The following is an 18,683-nucleotide window of genomic DNA, read 5'->3' on the forward strand; positions in this document are numbered from 1 at the left end:
AATCACTTTTCGGTAACGCCAGGCTATCGATGTCACGATATGGTCTTCGAGGAACGGCCCGTCGGCGCACTGGTGTGCCGGTAGTAAGTCGGCGGTCATTTGCAACCGCGGTTCCGCGCGAACCGCACGAGGAAAGGCCCAAAACAGAATGCGTGGCGGACGTCTCAGAGCCCGGGGAGCCGGCTGGCTCAAGCGGTCGATGCTTCTCTCCCTGGCTGTTGTCCTACCGCTCGGTGCGGCGGTGGCCGGCCCGACCGGCACCGCTTCGGCGGCGTTCGATCCCAGTGGCTTCGACTTCTGGGTCGACTCCGAGATGGGCCCGATCAAGAACCGGATCTTCCGCGCGGCCGACGGCAACACCGGTCGCGTCGTGTACGCCCTCGACGGCATGCGGGCCCGCGACGACCTCAGCGGCTGGGAGATCGACACCAACGTCGCCCGGGCGCTGACCGCGGCCAACATCAACGTCGTCATGCCGGTGGGTGGCCAGTCCAGCTTCTACGCCGACTGGAACGCCCCGAGCAACTTCTTCGGCCTCGACACCGGTTCGGGCGGCAGCTCGACCGGTTCGGCGGCCACCGGTTCGGCGATGACGGGTTCGTCGATCGCGCCCGCCCAGGTCGCGGGCAAGAAGAACACCTACAAGTGGGAAAGCTACCTGACCGGCAACCTGCGCAACGCGCTGTCGGCTCGGCTGGGCTTCAACCCCAACAACAACGGTGTGTTCGGTCTGTCGATGGGTGGCTCGGCCGCGCTGACGCTGGCCGCCTACCACCCCGACCAGTTCAGCTTCGCCGGCTCGTTCTCCGGCTACCTGAACATCTCGGCGCCGGGTATGCGTGAGGCGATGCGAGTCGCGATGGTCTCGGCCGGTGGCTTCAACATCGACGCCATGGCCCCGCCGTGGGGTCCGCAGTGGCTGCGGATGGACCCGTTCGTCTTCGCGCCGCGGCTGGTGGCCAACGGCACCCGCGTGTGGGTGTCGGCGGCCAGCGGTATCCCGGGCGCGGGTGACGTCTCCAACCCGATGGAGATCGTCCAGGGCGTGCCGCTGGAGCTGCTCGCGATGGTGAACAGCCGTGCCTTCCAGGTGCGGATGGCCACCCTCGGCGGCGGCAACGCGAACTTCGACTTCCCGCTCACCGGCGTGCACAACTGGCGCAACTGGGAGACCGAGGTCAATCGCATGATCCCGGATCTGTCGGCCAATATCGGCTGATTCTTCGGCGGCTGGCGCCGCGGGTTGCTGATTCTTCGGCGGCTGGCGCCGCGGGTTTCGGCCTCGTGACCCCGGCCCCGCGGAGCGATACTGCGCCTTCGGCGTTCCGTCTCGCTCCGCGGGGCCGGGGCGGCCGAAACCGTGGTGGTCGTGAATGGCAATGGCCGTTCGGTGCTCAGGCACCGGGCGGCCATTTGTTCGTTTTCGTCACGATCCGAGTGATAGCCGGTGACGAATCACGTGCGGCAGGTCACCGCGAGTTGTGTTACGGGTCACTTTCCAGCAACATGTAGGCATTCGTCATTGATTCATACACAGTGAGCATGCGTCGAGGTTGATTCGTCCGTTTTGCCCTGGATTGATCGCTTTCGACGCCCGATGAGGGATCCGACCGTGTAGCTCGGGGTTTGTGCCGTCGGTTCAGCTGAGAAAGGTCTAGTCGAATGCGAACACTGCGCTGGAAGCGTCGGCCCGTGAAGACCGCAGCCCCCGGATCGTGGGCGCGGCGCTGGGCCGCCGGCGTATCCATGGCACTGCTGGTGCCGATCGGAACGGTCATCGCGGGTGGCGCCGCCCCCGCCTCCGCCGGATTCAACCCCGCCGCCTTCGACTTCTGGGTCGACTCCGGGATGGGCCCGATCAAGACGCGCATTCTCCCCGCGCGAAACGGCAATACCAATCGCGTCGCCTACGTGCTCGACGGCATGCGCGCGCCGGAGAACCTCAACGGCTGGGAGATCGAAACGGATATCCCGAATGCGCTCGCCGCGGCGGATATCAACGTGGTGATGCCCGTCGGCGGTATGTCGAGCTTCTACGCCGACTGGAACTCGCCCAGCGAATTCTTCGGTATTCCGGGTAACGGCGCGCCGAACTCCGGCTCCGGCGCGGCCAACGCGCTCTCCGGCGGGCCCGGCAAGAGCTACCGGTACCAGTGGGAATCCTTCCTCACCAACGACCTGCCCAACGCGCTCGCCGGCCGGCTGGGCTTCAGCCGCAACCGCAACGGGGTCTTCGGTCTGTCGATGGGTGGCTCGGCGGCGCTGACGCTGGCCGCCTACCACCCGGACCAGTTCTCCTTCGCCGGCGCGTTCTCCGGTTATTTGAACATCTCGGCGCCCGGCATGCGCGAGGCCATCCGCATCGCCATGCTGGACGCGGGCGGCTACAACGTCGACTCGATGGCCCCGCCGTGGGGTCCGCAGTGGCTGCGGATGGACCCGTTCGTCTTCGCCCCGAATCTGGTCGGCAACAACACCCGGCTGTGGATCGCCGCGGCGTCGGGTCTGCCGACGGGTACCGACGGACCGAACATGAACACCGTCAACGGCATGGCCCTGGAAGCGTTGGCGCTGGCCAACACCCGTGCCTTCGAGGTCAGGATGGCGACCCTCGGGGCGCGCAACGTCACCTACTCCTACCCGGCGTTCGGCATCCACGCCTGGAACAACTGGAACGACGAGGCGCTGCGGATGATCCCGGATATGTCGAACAACATCGGCTGACGCCAGTCGCTCGCGACAACCCGAACGCCCGGTGCATTCGTGCACCGGGCGTTTGTTTTCCGGCCGGAATCGTGCCCGAACCGGATGTTCACGGGTTCTGACCTGCTCGGCTCGACGGACCGGCTCTCCGGTTTAATACGGCCGAGTTCCGTTGCCCTTGCAAGTAATTCGTGGGTCGAATATCCTCCAGCGAGCGAAAGTGTGACCAGATCGTTGTTTCACCTGTCTGATCGGCCGGACTGTCGGGATCCGGGGCGATGTCGGAGACGGGTCTGGCATGCCACAACAGCAGAAAGAGAGCGGAATTCACATGCGTTTCGGCAAGGCCGCCGCGCCGAAGGGTGACCAGCCGGGCACGTCCCGGGGAGTTGCATCTCGCGGTTGGCGTAATCGAATTCTAGCTGTCGGCGCCGCAGCCCTCGTGCTGCCGATCGCCGCAGGGGCGGCCCCGATGGCGTTCGCCGCCCCCGCGTCCGTGCCGGCGCTGCGCGCGCCCGCCGGTGGCTACGAAGAGCTGATGGTGCCGTCGAAGATGGGCCCGGTGAAGGTCCAGGTGCAGTGGGCGCGCAACGGTGGCAACGCCGCGCTCTACCTGCTCGACGGCCTGCGCGCCCGCGACGACAAGAACGCTTGGTCGTTCGAGACCAACGCGATGCAGCAGTTCTCCAACGACAACGTCACCTTGGTGATGCCGGTCGGTGGCCAGTCCAGCTGGTACGCCGACTGGGTTTCGGCCAGCAACACCAACGGCCAGAAGACCACCTACAAGTGGGAGACCTTCCTGACCGAGGAGCTGCCCGCCTTCCTCGAGGGCTACGGCGTCTCCCGTACCAACAACGCGGTGCTCGGCCTGTCGATGAGCGGCCCGGCCGCCCTGCGGCTGGCCGCGCTGCACCGGGACCAGTTCAAGCACGCGTCCTCGCTCTCGGGCCCGCTGAACTGGGGTGCTCCCGGCATGCGTGAGGCCATCCGCGTGATGATGCTCGACGCGGGCCGCTTCAACGTCGACTCCATGGCCGCTCCGTGGAGCCCGGCGTGGCTGCGGATGGACCCGATGGTCTTCGCGCCCGAGCTGCGTGGCCTGCCGATGTTCATCTCCTCGGCCAACGGCCTGCCCGGCCAGCACGATCGTCCGGCCGGCCTGGGCGGGGTCTACAACACCGCCAACGCCATGGGCATCGAGGCCATCTCGTTCGTCAGCACGCTGGCGTTCCAGAGCCGCCTGAAGTCGCTCGGCATCGCCGCCACCTTCGACTTCCCGGCCAACGGCACCCACTCCTGGAAGTACTGGGAGGACCAGCTGTGGAAGGCGCGTCCGCAGATCCTCGGCGCGCTGGGCGCCTGACAGTTTCCGTTCAGCAACGCTGACAAGACCGGCTCACCCGCAGGGTGAGCCGGTCTTTTTGCTGTGTGGGGCGCTCGCGTGTCCTCCCGGGTTATCGGCCGGTACTGCGGTACAACCAACGATGAGGCAGTCCCAGGGTGGGGATGAGGAGGGTCGCGCGTGTTGAAACATCGTGTCCGAGCGCCGATGCGGCGGATCCTCGGCATCGCGGCGATGACCGCGGCGCTGCTCGCGCCGACGGTCGCCATACCCGGCCAGGCGCAGGCGCAGACCGGCGTCGCGGGCGTGCAACGGGTGGAATGGCTCTCCGATCGCCGGGTGGCGATGTGGGTGTACTCGCCCGCGATGAACACCCCGATCCAGGTGCAGATGCTGCTGGCGCGCGACTGGAACATCCGCCCCGACGCGAAGTTCCCGATGCTGCTGATGCTCGACGGTCTGCGCGCCCAGGACGACGAGAACGGCTGGACCAAGGACGCCGACGCCGAGGGCTTCTACGCCGACAAGAACGTCAACGTGGTGCTGCCGGTCGGCGGGCAGTCCAGCTGGTACTCCGATTGGCTCGCGCCCGACAACGGTCGCACCTACAAGTGGGAGACATTCCTGACCAAGGAACTCCCGCCGCTGCTCGAACGGGATTGGCGCACGACGGATGTGCGTGGCGTACAGGGCCTGTCGATGGGCGGCACGGCCGCGATGAACCTGGCGGGCCGAAATCCCGGCCTGATGAAGTACGTGGCCTCGTACTCGGGCCTGCTGACCACCACGACTCTCGGTATGCCGCAGGCGATCACCTTCGCCAACAAGGACGCCGGCGGCTTCGACGCGATGTCGATGTGGGGCCCGCCCGGTGGGCCGGAGTGGGCGGCGCACGATCCTTATCTGCTCGCCGACAAGCTCAAAGGCGTGAGCATGTACGTCTCCAGCGGCAGCGGCCTCGCGGGCAGTCACGACCAGCTGGGCGAGGTGCCGCTGCTGAGCGAGAACTGGGCAGGCACCGGGCTGGAGATCCTGTCGCGGCTGTCGACCCAGAACTTCGTCGCCAAGCTGGAGAAGCTCGCGATCCCGGTGCAGGCGAACTACCGCCCCGCCGGCACGCATACCTGGCCGTACTGGGATTTCGAGATGCGGCAGTCGTGGTCGCAGGCGGCCGCGGCGCTCGGCACCGATCCCGGCGGCACCGCGTGCGGTACCGGCGGCGCGATCGGCCCGGTCGCCCAGGCCGCGGCGTGGCTGGGGAACTGCCTGACGGCGGAGTACCCGGTGGCGGCGGGCATGGTGCAGGACTTCCAGAACGGTCGGGTGTTCCATTCCGCCGCGACCGGCGCGCACGCGGTGGCGGGCCGTATCGGTGGCACGTACGCCGGTGTCGGCGGGCCGTCGTCGCCGCTGGGCATGCCGACCGGTGACGAGGTGGGCCTGCCGGACGGGCGCGGCCGCATGCAGACCTTCGAGGGCGGCTCGATCTACTGGACGCCGCAGACCGGCGCGCAGGTGATGCGCGGCGCGTTCCTGGAGGAGTGGGGCAAACAGGGCTTCGAGCGCGGGCCCGCCGGGTATCCCGTTGCCGCCGAAGCGCGTACGCCCAGCCGCGACGGCTCGGTGCAGGCCTTCGAGCACGGCCCGATGTTCTACAGCCCGGCCACCGGCGCGCACCGGGTACAGGGTTTCATCCTGGACAAGTACGCCGCGCTCGGCTTCGAGAACAGCCCGCTGGGCTTCCCGCTCGCCGAGGAGGCGCCGCTGAAGGATCTCGGCCGGTACAGCCGGTTCGAGGGCGGCAACATCTACTGGAGCCCGCTGTCGGGCGCGTGGTCGGTGCGCAACGGCGCGGTCGCCGACGCCTGGGGCGCACAGGGGTTCGAGAACGGCAGGCTGGGGTATCCGGTCAGCGACGAGTTCACCGTCCCCGGTGGGATCCAGCAGAATTTTCAGACCGGGTTCATCGTGGTGCGGGACGGCAAACCCGAAGTTCATGGGGTGTGAGCCCGGGCTGAGAACTCTCTGAGCTTCGCCGCGCGGTACCCGGCGGCCGGTGATGTCCGGCTAGCCTGGTCTGCGACCGCTTCCCTGACGAACGATCGAGGAAAGACATCTTCATGCATCGGATTCCTGGCAAGGCCGCCGGTTCGGTCGCGGCCCTGGCTGCCGTCGCCCTGCTGTCCGCCTGTGGTGGCAACGACTCGACCGCGTCGCAGACGCCCACTCTCTCCTCGAGCGCGAGCGCCGCCGCGTCGGCGACCTCCCAGGCGCCCGCGCCGGGCGGTCACGGTGACCACCCGACGACCTCGAGCGCCGCGCCGGAGTCCTCGGCCGCGCCCGAGCAGCCGCAGGCAGCGCCGGAGACCACGCCCGCGTCCGCGCCCGCCTCCGACAAGGACAAGGCGTTCCTGGCCGAGCTGAGCAAGAACGGGATCAACCCGGCCAGCCCGGACATCGCGCTGACCGCGGCGGGCTACATCTGCTCCAGCCGCGCCACCGGTGCCTCCGATGCCGATATCGCCCCGTACGTGGCGGCGATCGCGGGCACCGACACCGCGTTCGACCAGTCCAAGATGGACGTCAACAAGGCAGCTCAGATCTACATCGCCGCCGCGACCGCCACCTACTGCTAGTGAACCCCCGACCGACGCGACGTACCCGCAGGCTCTGGCCCGCGGGGTGCCTGACCGTGCTGGCCCTGGTCGTCCTGGCGATCATCGTCATCGTGCTGCTCTGGTATCTGCTCGCCGGCCGGTTGCGGGAGCCCGGGCCGACGCCGCCCGGGCCGCCGCCACCGACGTCGCAGTCGGCGGACTGCCCCGATGTGATGCTGCTCTCGATCCCGGGCACCTGGGAGTCGGCCAGCAACGACGATCCGTACAACCCGCAGGCCAACCCGATCTCGCTGATGCTCAGTGTGTCGGGGCCGCTGCGCGCGCAGTTCCCGGACGACCGGCTCGAGGTGTACACGGTGCCCTACGTGGCCCAGTTCTCGAACCCGATCGCCTTCCCGCCGGACGGTCAGGCCTCCTACAACAACAGCCGCACCGAGGGCACCGCGCGGGCCACCGACATCCTGGCCCAGCGGCACCAGCAGTGCCCGCTGACCACCTACGTCATCGCCGGGTTCTCGCAGGGCGCCGTCATCGCCGGTGACGTCGCCGCGCAGATCGGCATGGGCAACGGGCCGGTCCCGGCCGACAAGGTGCTCGGCGTGACGGTGATCGCCGACGGCCGTCGCACCGCCGACACCGGCCCCGGCCAGCCCACCGAGATCGGCGATCCGCCGCCGGCGGGCCAGGGCGCCGAGGTGGCGCTCAAGGGGGTCAACGTGCCCGGCATCAGCATGACCGGCCCGCGCCCCGGTGGGTTCGGCTCGCTGGCGTCGAAGGTGTACTCGATCTGCGCGCCCGGCGATATGATCTGCGACGCGCCGCGCGAGGCCCTCAACCCGGCCAATGCCCTGGGCAGCCTGGGCGCGCTGATCCGCTCGGCGGGCAACCCGGTGCACGCGCTCTACGCCAGCAACACCGTGGACGGACAGGGCACCACCGCGACCCAGTGGACGGTGAACTGGGCGGCCGGACTCATCGAGAACGCGCCGCATCCGCCGCATTCCTGAGTCTTCCCGCCGAACCGGATTGGCGGAGTTGTCACAGTCACAGCGGGTGTGTGATTGCCATGGATCATGCCTCGCTGTGACATCCGCACTCCCATTCGCCCACACGCTGTAAAGTGCGCTGATGATCGCGCCGTCTTCTCTGCTACCGCGGAGTAGCCGGTGGCCCGAATACACCGCCTAGCACGCGCAGCGTGCAACAGCCAGGAGCGATGAGTTCATGACCGAAGCTGCCGCACCCGTCGGTGAGTTGACCGCGCTGGGTACGCCGCTGCGTCCGTTCCGCTTCGCGGCGGCGGGCGAGGGCAACAAGCAGGAGGGCGGCGCACGCAAGTTCGTCCAGACTGCGCAGCAGGCCGAGGAGATGGGGTACGACACCTTCGTCGTCCCCGATCACCTGGGCGACCAGATCGGTCCGATCGCGGCGCTGGGCGCACTCACCCAGGCGACCGACAAGATCCGCCTCGGCACCTCGGTGCTGGCGAACGGCTTCCGGCACCCCGTCGTGCTGGCCAAGGACCTGGCCACCATCGACGTGCTGTCCAAGGGCAGGCTCGAGGTCGGCGTCGGCGCGGGCTGGATCAAGGAAGAGTTCGAGAACGCGGGCATCCCGTACGAGCGCCCCGGCATCCGGCTGGAGAAGCTCGACGAGTCGCTGACCATCCTGGACACGCTGCTGCGTGGCCAGGAGTGCAACTTCGAGGGCAAGCACTACCAGGTGCGTGGCATCAAGGGCACTCCCCGACCGCGGCAGGGCCCTCGTCCCCCGCTGTGTACCGGTGGCGGTGGCCCGAAGATGCTGGCGCTGGCGGCCAAGCACGCCGACATCGTCTCGATCGTCCCGCAGACCACGAAGAACGGTAAGGGTCTGCTGTCCGGCATCACGCTGGAGAAGACGATCGAGAAGGTCAACATCGTCAAGGAGGCTGCCGGCGACCGGTTCGCCGACATCGAACTGAACTGGGCGATCACCGCGATCGTCATCACCGACGACCGGGAGAAGACCGCGGAGATGGCGCTGCGCGCGATCGAACGCGGCCTGCACCCCGATCTCGAGGTCGACGTGGAGCTCACCGCCGAGCAGATCCTGAGTTCGCCCTACATCGCGATCGGCACCTTCGAGGAGATCGCCGAACAGGTCAAGCGTGTGCGCGAACTCACGTCGATGTCCTATGTGGGCATCTTCCCCACCCAGATGGACGCTTTCGCGCCTGTCATTCCGCTGCTGCGGGAGGACTGAGCGGGGGTTCTCTGTAACATGACTCTGGTTTGAGAACATCTAGCCGATAGCGGTCACCGCGCAGACCGCTCGAAAATCCGCAGGTTGTCAGGACGCACGCACGGCGTGTTCCGGGGGCCGGTGGCGATAGCGAGTCGGGGCCTCACGGGTGTCAACGCCGTAATGCGTTGGGAGAATTCACCGGTGTCTGGGCCTCGGAGGAGAAGAAGGAATGGAAGAGACTTTCGACGACTACCTGGACGAGACCGGGAACATTGTGATTCCCGAGGGTCGGACCCTGGTCGATCACGTCGAGAAGCACACCCGTAACGATGCGAACACGCTCGCGTACCGCTACATCGACTACTCGCGGGAACGCGATGGCGAGGTGCACGAGCTGACCTGGCAGGAGTTCGGAGTTCGGCTGCGCGCGGTGGCCGCTCGCCTGCAGCAGGTGACCAACCCGGGCGACCGGGTCGCGATCCTCGCGCCGCAGGGCCTGGACTACGTGATCTCCTTCTTCGCGGCGATCTACGCGGGCACCATCGCCGTGCCGCTGTTCGATCCCGACGAGCCGGGTCACACCGACCGCCTGCACGCCGTGCTCGGCGACTGTGAGCCGTCGGCGATCCTCACCGCGACCTCCTCGGCCGCCGGTGTCCGCCAGTTCTTCCGTTCGCTGCCCGCCGCGCAGCGTCCGCGCATCATCGCCGTCGACGCGATCCCGGACACCCTCGGGGAGTCCTGGGTCCGCCCCGACACCGCGATCGACGACATCGCCTACCTGCAGTACACCTCGGGTTCCACCCGGGTGCCCGCGGGCGTGGAGATCACCCACCGCGCGGTCGGCACCAACCTGCTGCAGATGGTCAAGGCGATCAACCTGGACTGGAACTCGCGCGGCGTCACCTGGCTGCCGCTGTTCCACGACATGGGCCTGCTGACGGTCATCCTGCCCGCGGTCGGCGGCCGCTACATCACCATCATGTCGCCGAGCGCCTTCGTGCGCCGCCCGTCGCGCTGGATCAACGAGCTGGCCGCCGTCTCCGACGGTGCGGGCACCTTCGCGGCCGCGCCGAACTTCGCGTTCGAGCACGCCGCGGCGCGTGGTCTGCCGAAGGCGGGCGAGTCGCTGGACCTGTCGAACGTGATCGGCCTGATCAACGGCTCCGAGCCGGTGACCGTGTCGTCGATGAAGAAGTTCAACGAGGCGTTCGCGCCCTACGGCCTGCCCAAGACCGCGATCAAGCCCTGCTACGGCATGGCGGAGGCGACGCTGTTCGTCTCGGCGACCAAGGCCGAGGACGAGGCCAAGGTCGTCTACGTCGACCGGCACGAGCTGAACGCCGGTCGCATGGTGCGGGTCGAGCAGACCCATGAGAACGCCATCGCGCAGGTCGCCTGCGGTTATGTCGCGCTGTCGCAGTGGGCCACCATCATCGATCCCGAGACGGTGGAGCGCCCCGAGGGCGGCCGCGAGCTGCCCGACGGTCACGTCGGTGAGATCTGGCTGCACGGCAACAACATGGGCATCGGCTACTGGGGTCGCCCCGACGAGTCGACCAAGGCCTTCCGCAACAAGGTCACCGAGCGGGCCGCCGAGGGCAGCCACGCCGAGGGCACCGAGCTCGACGCCGACTGGCTGCGCACCGGCGACTACGGCGTGTACTTCGACGGCGAGCTCTACATCACCGGTCGCGTCAAGGACCTGGTGATCGTCGACGGCCGCAACCACTACCCGCAGGATCTGGAGTTCTCCGCGCAGGAGGCGTCCAAGGCGCTGCGTCCCGGTTTCGTCGCCGCCTTCGCGGTGCCCGCCAACCAGCTGCCCGCCGAGGTCTTCGCCGCCGACAGCCACTCCGGCCTGAAGTTCGACGCCGACGACGCGTCCGAGCAGCTGGTCATCGTGGCCGAGCGTGGTCCCGGCGCGGGCAAGGCCGACCCGGCCCCGATCGCCGACGCGGTGCGCGCGGCGGTCTCGCTGCGGCACGGTGTGACCGCCCGTGACATCCTGCTCGTACCCGCGGGTTCCATCCCGCGTACCTCCAGCGGAAAGATCGCCCGGCGGGCCTGCAAGGCCGCCTACCTCGAGGGAACGCTGCGCGGTGGTTACACCCAGCAGGCTTTCCCCGATGCACCGGAAGAGTAATCGGCCGACCGGATCGGATCGACGCCCGGCGTGAGCGCACGTCGGGCGTCATTCCACGGCGCGCCCTGTACGCAGACAGGTAGCTTGAGGAATTGATGGCTGACAACGAGGGCACGCCCACCCAGAACCCCGAAGTTCCCGCGCAGACCACCCCGGCGGGTGATCTCTCGGTGGCCGAGCTGCGCGAATGGCTGCGCAAATGGGTCGCCGACGCGACCGGGCAGTCGGTCGACGCGATCACCGTCGACCGGCCGATGGAGGAGTTCGGGCTGGCCTCGCGCGATGCCCTCGCCCTCGGTGGTGACATCGAGGAACTGACCGGCGTCATCCTCACCCCGACGGTGGTCTATCAGCATCCGACGATCGCCTCGCTGGCCGAGGTCATCGTCAACGGCGAGCCGGAGCTGCCCGCCGAGGAGACCGAGGACTACGCGGCCGCCTACCAGCCCGGCGAGACGCACGACATCGCCGTGGTCGGCCTGTCGACCCGGCTGCCCGGCGCGGGCAGCACCCCGGAGTCGACCTGGGAGTTCATCATCGGTCGCGGTGACGCGATCCGTGAGCTGCCGGAGGGCCGCTGGTCGGAGTTCCTCGGCGATCCCGGGGTGGCGCAGACCGTCCGCGAGTCCAACACCCTCGGCGGCTACCTGGACCAGGACGTGGTCAAGGGCTTCGACGCCGAGTTCTTCGCCATGTCGCCGGTCGAGGTCGAGCGCGTCGACCCGCAGCAGCGGCTGATGATGGAGCTCACCTGGGAGGCGCTCGAGCACGCGCGCATCCCGGCCAGCGAGCTCAAGGGCGAGAAGGTCGGCGTGTTCGTCGGCTCGTCCAGCAGCGATTTCCAGCTGATCGCCTCGCTCGGCCTCGGCGATCGGGACCCGAGCCTGCCGATCTCGGCGGAGGCCTACGCCCTGCTCGGCGCGTCGACCGGCATCATCGCCAACCGCGTCTCCTACTTCTTCGACTTCCGTGGCCCGTCGGTCACCGTCGACACCGCCTGCTCCTCGACCATCGTCGCGGTCCACCAGGCCGTGCGCGCGCTGCGCGACGGCGAGGCCGACGTGGCGCTGGCCGGTGGCGTGAACATGATCCTGGCCCCCGTCATCACCCTCGGTTTCGAGAAGAACGGCGCGGTCGCCAAGGACGGTCACATCAAGGCGTTCTCCAACGACGCCGACGGCATGGTCCGCTCCGAGGGCGCGGGTCTGGTCGTGCTCAAGCGCCTGGTCGACGCCGAGCGCGACGGCGACAACATCCTGGGCGTGATCAAGGGTTCCGCGGTGAACTCCGACGGCCGCTCCAACGGCCTGTTCGCCCCGAACCCGGAGGCTCAGGCCGACGTCCTGCGCGCCGCCTACCGCGACGCGGGCATCGCCCCCTCCACCGTCGACTACATCGAGGCGCACGGCACCGGCACCCCGATCGGTGACCCGATCGAGGCCGAGGCGCTGGCCCGCATCGTCGGCCGCGGCCGCGACGCCGACAAGCCCGCGCTGCTCGGCTCCGCCAAGACCAACTTCGGCCACCTGGAATCCGGCGCGGGCGCGGCGAGCCTGGCCAAGGTGCTGATGTCGTTCCAGCACAACGTGATTCCGCCGAACATCAACTACGCGGGCCCGAGCCCGTACATCCCGTTCGAGCAGGCCAACCTCAAGGTCGTCGACGAGCCCACCGAGTACCCGCGCTACAGCGGCGTCGCGACCGTCGGCATCTCCGGCTTCGGCTTCGGCGGCACCAACGCCCACGTCGTGCTCCAGGAGTACGTGCCGTCGCTGCCCGTCGTCGAGGACGTGACGGTCGAGCAGGTCGCGGCCGAGGCGATCGAGGGCGAGGAGACCACCGACGTGGTCGCCGAGGCCACCGCGATCACCGCGGCCGCCGCCGAGCCGGAGCAGCCGGTCGTCGTCGAGTGGGACGGCGAGCGCGCCGAGCCACTCCCGGTGATCATCGCCGTGTCGGCCTACCTGCCCTCGCGCCGCAAGCGCGCCGCCGCCGAACTGGCCGACTGGCTGGAGGGCCCGGGCAAGGACGTGCCGCTGGTCGATGTCGCCCGCGCGCTGGCCAAGCGCAGCCACCAGCGTTCGCGCGGTGTGGTGCTGGCCAAGACGCACGCCGAGGCCGTCACCGGCCTGCGCGCCATCGCCGAGGGCAAGCCCGGCACCGGCGTGTTCACCGCCGATTCGCCGGCGACCAACGCCCCCGTCTGGGTGATGTGCGGCTTCGGCGCGCAGCACCGCAAGATGTCCAAGCAGCTGTACAACGAGAACTCGATCTTCCGCAAGACCGTCGACGAGGTCGACGAGCTGGTGCAGGACGAGGCGGGTTACTCGATCCGCGAGATGTTCCTCGACGACGAGCAGGACTACGACGTCGGTACCTGCCAGGTCGGCATCTTCACCACCCAGCTGGGTCTGGCCGCGGTGCTGCGCGCCCACGGTGCCGAACCCGCCGCGGTGGTGGGCCATTCGATGGGTGAGGTCGCCGGCGCCTACATCGCGGGCGGTCTGAGCCTGGAAGACGCGGTGCGCGTGATCTGCGCCCGCTCGCGCCTGATGGGCGAGGGCGAGCAGATGATCACCGAGGACGACGTGCGCAATATGGCGCTGGTCGAGCTCAGCGCCCACGATGTGGCCGAGCTGCTGCCGCGCTTCCCCGACGTCGAGTGCGCGGTGTACGCCGCGCCGACCAACACCGTCATCGGCGGCCCGCGCGAGCAGGTCGAGCAGATCGTCGCCGAGGTGGAGGGCATGGGCAAGTTCGCCCGCATCCTGCCCACCCGCGGCGCGGGCCACACCTCGCAGATGGACCCGCTGCTCGGCGAGCTGGCCGCCGAACTGGCAGGCATCGAGCCGACCTCGCTGACAACGGGCCTGTACTCGACCGTGCACGAGGGCTTGTACTTCAATCCCGGCTCCGAGCCGATCCACGACGAGCCCTACTGGGTGAAGAACATGCGCCACGCGGTGTACTTCACCAACGCGATCAAGGCCGCCGTCGACTCCGGGCACACCACGTTCCTGGAGCTGGCGCCCAATTCCGTCGCGCTGATGCAGGTGCTGGGCACCACCTTCGCCGCGGGCGTGCACGACGCGCAGCTCATCCCCACGCTCAAGCGCAAGGAGGACGAGTCCGCCGGTGTCATCGGCGCGCTCGCCCAGCTCTACGTGCACGGCCACGCCGTGAACCTGAGTTCGCTGCTGCCCGAGGGCGATTACGCCGACGTGCCGCGTACCGCGTTCGTGCGCAAGGAGTACTGGCCCAAGGTCGCCATGTCCTCGGGTCGCGGCAACACCAAGGTGCCCGGCGCGCACGTCGCCATGCCCGACGGCCGCCACGCCTGGGAGGTGCAGGCCGCCTCGGTCACCGATCTGGCCGCGCTGGTGAAAGCCGCTGCCGCGCAGGTGCTCTCCGATGTCGCCGTATCGGTCTCGCACCCGCATGCCGCGCTGCCGAGCACCGGCACCCTGACCACCACCCTCACCCCGCATCTCGGTGGTGCGTCGGTGCAGGTGCACGCCAAGGACGCCACCGGTTTCACGCTGCTGTTCGACGCGGTCGTCACCTCCGGTGCCGCGCTGCCCGAACCCGTTGTCGCCGAGACCGTCCCGGCCGCCGTCGCCGAGCCGACCGCGGCCGAGGTGGCCGTGGCGACCAGCGACCGCTGGGACCCCAACGGCAGCGAGACCGTCGAACAGCGGCTGTGCGTGATCGTCGCCGAGTCCATGGGCTACGCCGTCGAGGACCTCCCGATGGAGATCCCGCTGATGGAGCTCGGCCTGGACTCGCTGATGGCGATGCGCATCAAGAACCGCGTCGAGTACGAGTTCGACATCCCGCAGCTGCAGGTCTCGGCCGTGCGCGACGCCAGCCTCAACGAGGTCTCCAAGGTCCTGCGCTACGCGATCGAGCACCGCGACGAGGTCGCGGCGATGGCGGAGAAGCAGGCCGCGGCCAAGGCGGCCGGTGAAGACGTCGAGATCGGCGTGGACGCCGGCTTCGTCGAGGCCGCGCGCGCGGCGATCGCGGCCGGTGGGGACCCGCTGGCCGCCGCCAAGGCCGCGGGCGCGGACCTGCCGTCGGAGGCCGCCGGTACCCCGGCTGCGGCCGAATCTGCTTCCGCTGCCTCGGACTCCGTCGCCGTGGCAGCCGATACCGCTGCCGCCGAGCCGGTTTCGACGGACACCGCGCCTGCCGAGGTCGCGGCGGTCGTGCCGGATGTCGACTACTCGGCCCCGGCCGGGGACGAGGACAACGTTCCGCCACGTGACGCTGCCGAGCGTTTGACGTATGCCACCTGGGCCCTGGTCACCGGTGCTTCCCCGGGCGGCATCTTCAACACCCTGCCGATCCTGGAAGAAGACGTCGCCGAGAAGATGGCGGCTCGTCTCACCGAGCGCGTGGGTGCCGAGGTCACTGTCGATGATGTGCTCGACTGCGAGACCATCGAGCAGCTGTCCGACATCGTCCGCAACCTGCAGGACAGCGGTGCCGACGTGGACGGTTTCATCCGCCCGCTGCGCGCTCGTCCCGAAGGCGCCGACACCGTCCCGGTCTTTGTCTTCCACCCGGCCGGTGGCAACACGCTGGTCTACGAACCGCTGATGAAGCGCCTTCCGGCCGACACCCCGGTCTACGGCTTCGAGAGGGTCGACGGTTCCATCGAAGAGCGGGCAAGGCAGTACCTGCCCGAGCTGCGCAAGATCCAGGGCGAGGGCCCTTACGTGCTCTACGGCTGGTCGCTGGGCGCTGTGCTGGCCCTGCAGGTGGCTCAGTTGCTGCGTGCCGAAGGTGCCGACGTGCGCCACGTGGGCCTGATCGACCTTGCTATCACGGTCGAACCCGAGGACAACAGCCCGGCAGAGCGCCTGGCTCGCCTCGAGCGCTACCAGGCCTTCGCCAAAAAGACCTACAACGTCCCGGCCGAACTTGACCAGGAGCAGCTCGAAGAGCTGGCTGCGGCCAGTGACGACGACCAGATTAAAATGATCATGGATCTGGTCAAGCTCAGCGGTGCCAAGATTCCAGGCGGCGTCCTCGAGCACCAGCGGACCTCGTGGATCGAGCAGCGTGCGCTGCAGCAGGCGCAGCCGAGCCAGTACGAAGGTGACGTCGTGCTCTACCTGGCCGACCGCTACCACGACGGTGCCATCGAGCTCGAGCCGCGTTACGCGGACCGACGCCCGAACGGTGGCTGGGACGAGTACATCCCGAATCTGGAGATCATCAACATCCCTGGTGACCACCTCCAGATCGTGGACGAGCCGCGAATCGGCCAGATCGGTGCGGACCTGTCCGCCAAGCTGGCGAAGATCGCCAAGGGAGAGAAGTGAGCACTACCGCCGAAAAGCTTGTCGATCTACAGCAGCGCCTCGAGCTCGCCAAAGAGCCCGCGGGTGCGAAGGGGATCGAGAAGCGCGCGCGGAAGGGCATTCCCAGCGCCAGGGCTCGCATCGACATGTTGATGGACCCGGGCACGTTCGTCGAGATCGGCGCGCTGGTCCGCAAGCCGGGTGACCCGACCGCGCTCTACGGCGACGGTGTCGTCGTCGGGCACGGTCTGGTCGAGGGCCGTCCCGTGGCGGTGTTCTCGCACGACCAGACCGTGTACGGCGGTTCGGTCGGTGAGGCGTTCGGCCGCAAGCTGTGCGGGATCATGCAATACGCGTCCAAGGTCGGCATCCCGCTGGTCGGTATCAACGATTCCGGTGGCGCGCGCGTGCAGGAGGCGATCAGCTCGCTGGCCTGGTACGCGTGGATGGCGACCAACCTGGAGCCGCTGTCGGGCATGGTGCCGCTGGTCTCGCTGATCCTCGGCAACTGCGCCGGTGGCGCGGTGTACGAGCCGATCTGCACCGATGTGGTGGTGGCGACCGAGTCGGCGCACATGTTCGTGACCGGCCCGAAGATCATCAAAGAGGTCACCGGCGAGGACGTCAGCCTCGAGGAGCTCGGTGGGGCGCGCACGCAGGCCGAGTACGGCAACATCCACCACGTCGCCAAGGACGAGGAGGCGGCGTTCACCTGGGTGCGCGAGTACCTGGGCTACATGCCGAGCAGCTGCCAGGAACTGCCGCCGGTGGTGAATCCCGGCCTGGAGCCGGAGATCACCGACTCCGACCGCGAGCTGAACACGCTCATGCCGGACTCGGACAACGCCGGCTACGACATGCACGACATCCTGCTGCGCATCTTCGACGACGGTGAGTTCAAGGAGATCAGCGCCGAGACCGGCCAGAACATCATCACCGGTTTCTCCCGCGTCGACGGCAACACCGTCGGTGTCGTCGCCAACCAGCCGCTGGCCTCGGCCGGCGCCCTGGACGCGCGCGCGTCCGACAAGGCCTCGCATTTCGTGCGCCTGTGCGACGCGTTCGAGATCCCGCTGATCTTCGTCGTCGACACCCCCGGCTTCCTGCCGGGCGTCGAGCAGGAGAAGGTCGGCGTGATCAAGCGCGGCGGCCGCTTCCTGTTCTCCTACGTGGAGGCCTCGGTCCCCAAGATCACCCTGGTGGTCCGCAAGTCCTACGGCGGCGGCTACGCGGTGATGGGCTCCAAGCAGCTCGGCGCCGACATCAACCTGGCCTGGCCGACGGCCCGCCTCGCGGTCATGGGCGCCGAGGGCGCCGTCAGCCTGCTCGGGGCCGCCCAGATCGCGGCCGCCCCCGAGGACCAGCGCGCCGCCATCCGCCAGAACCTGATCGATTTCTACAACGCCAATATCGCCACCCCCTGGGTAGCCGCCGAACGCGGTTTCATCGACGCGGTCATCGAACCGGCCACCACCCGCCTCGAGATCCGCCGAGCCCTGAAGCTCCTCCAGGACAAGAAGATCCAGCGCAACCCCCGCAAGCACCACGTCCTGCCCCTGTAGTACCTGCCAGCCCGCCGAGCCAGTGGAAGTCGTCGGCCGGACCCGTGCGATCAGATCGCGCCGAGGTCGATCTCCACGGGGAACGGAGCCGAGACCTTGACGACGCCCGTGAACATGTCACCGGTCCGATAGGCCATGGTCGCCGGGTCGAGGACGTAGGTGTAGACCAGCGGGACACCGGTCGCTGCTTGTTCGATCCGCCAGTAGAAGGCGATGCCGGCCCTGGCGTACTGGTCGACCTTCACAATCCGGTCGGTGGTCTCCGAACCGGGCGAGACGACTTCCGCGACGAGCAGCACATGTTCGGGGCGGGTAGGGGTGAGGTCGATGGTGTCCGCGCGATAGACCACGACGTCCGGGCGGCGATTGGTGAGCGGAACATCTTGGAGCCGGACGTCGAAGTCGATGTCGGCGTTCCAGTCCGGTCCGGATGCGGCATCCAGCGCATTCGCCAGCATCCGGGCCAACCGGTTGTGGCGCTTCGACGCGCTCGGGCTCACAACGACCATCCCGTCGACGATCTCGATGCCCGCACTCTGCTCCTCGGACCAGGAGTCGTACTCCGCTGCCGTGATCTGCTGATGCATCCACGCGGGCAGCGCTGTCTCGGCAGTCATCACGCGCTCCTCCCGGACACTATCGGTGCGGGCTCGACCCGCTGGACACAGTTTACTCGAGCGCGCTGTTCCTCGATGTAGGTCCGAGTGCTCACTGGCTGCGCCGTCACGGTTGTCATACGGGTCGGGGCCGCCCTCGTCGTTGACGATGGCGGCC

General features: G+C 68.4%; 11 protein-coding genes. 10 read left to right on the forward strand and 1 reads right to left on the reverse strand.

What is annotated here, in order from left to right:
* Positions 1–148 precede the first annotated feature (148 nt).
* The 10 genes from ATM97_RS28185 (at position 149) to ATM97_RS28230 (ending at position 17,909) form a co-directional block, all read left to right on the forward strand.
* Positions 149–1,219 carry an alpha/beta hydrolase family protein gene (locus tag ATM97_RS28185; protein ID WP_218721226.1) on the forward strand — a complete coding sequence of 357 codons (1,071 nt, stop codon included), beginning with the start codon at positions 149–151 and terminating at the stop codon, positions 1,217–1,219.
* 443 nt (positions 1,220–1,662) lie between these two features.
* Positions 1,663–2,724: an alpha/beta hydrolase family protein gene (locus ATM97_RS28190; RefSeq protein WP_255588562.1), complete on the forward strand. Its 1,062-nt coding sequence runs from the start codon at positions 1,663–1,665 to the stop codon at positions 2,722–2,724.
* A gap of 310 nt (positions 2,725–3,034) precedes the next feature.
* Positions 3,035–4,069 (forward strand): alpha/beta hydrolase family protein, encoded by a 1,035-nt coding sequence (locus tag ATM97_RS28195; RefSeq protein WP_255588563.1) that lies wholly within the window; start codon positions 3,035–3,037, stop codon positions 4,067–4,069.
* Positions 4,070–4,255: 186 nt separating this feature from the next.
* Positions 4,256–6,055: an alpha/beta hydrolase-fold protein gene (locus tag ATM97_RS28200; RefSeq protein WP_255588573.1), complete on the forward strand. Its 1,800-nt coding sequence runs from the start codon at positions 4,256–4,258 to the stop codon at positions 6,053–6,055.
* A 113-nt stretch (positions 6,056–6,168) separates the two neighbouring features.
* Complete coding sequence (locus ATM97_RS28205) at positions 6,169–6,684, forward strand: DUF732 domain-containing protein (RefSeq protein WP_218721227.1); 516 nt, start codon at positions 6,169–6,171, stop codon at positions 6,682–6,684.
* Positions 6,678–7,673 carry a cutinase family protein gene (locus ATM97_RS28210; protein ID WP_255588574.1) on the forward strand — a complete coding sequence of 332 codons (996 nt, stop codon included), beginning with the start codon at positions 6,678–6,680 and terminating at the stop codon, positions 7,671–7,673. The genes ATM97_RS28205 and ATM97_RS28210 overlap by 7 nt, the downstream gene beginning before the upstream one ends.
* Before the next feature lie 217 nt (positions 7,674–7,890).
* Positions 7,891–8,910, forward strand: coding sequence for an LLM class F420-dependent oxidoreductase (locus ATM97_RS28215; protein ID WP_218721229.1), 1,020 nt, complete (start codon positions 7,891–7,893; stop codon positions 8,908–8,910).
* A gap of 211 nt (positions 8,911–9,121) precedes the next feature.
* Positions 9,122–11,038, forward strand: a complete 1,917-nt coding sequence (gene fadD32 / locus ATM97_RS28220) for a long-chain-fatty-acid--AMP ligase FadD32 (RefSeq protein ID WP_218721230.1) — start codon at positions 9,122–9,124, stop codon at positions 11,036–11,038.
* 95 nt (positions 11,039–11,133) lie between these two features.
* On the forward strand, positions 11,134–16,368 hold the full coding sequence (gene pks13 / locus ATM97_RS28225) for a polyketide synthase Pks13 (RefSeq protein WP_218721231.1): 5,235 nt from the start codon (positions 11,134–11,136) through the stop codon (positions 16,366–16,368).
* On the forward strand, positions 16,365–17,909 hold the full coding sequence (locus ATM97_RS28230; RefSeq protein WP_218721232.1) for an acyl-CoA carboxylase subunit beta: 1,545 nt from the start codon (positions 16,365–16,367) through the stop codon (positions 17,907–17,909). Before pks13 ends, ATM97_RS28230 begins: the two co-directional genes overlap by 4 nt.
* A 50-nt stretch (positions 17,910–17,959) precedes the next feature.
* On the opposite strand, the gene ATM97_RS28235 is transcribed toward ATM97_RS28230, so the two are convergent.
* Entirely contained in the window at positions 17,960–18,526 is a 567-nt protein-coding gene (locus ATM97_RS28235; protein ID WP_218721233.1) for a Uma2 family endonuclease, read from the reverse strand.
* Between the last annotated feature and the right edge of the window lie 157 nt (positions 18,527–18,683).

Source organism: Nocardia sp. MH4 (assembly GCF_019266065.1).
Taxonomy (GTDB): Bacteria; Actinomycetota; Actinomycetes; order Mycobacteriales; family Mycobacteriaceae; genus Nocardia; species Nocardia canadensis.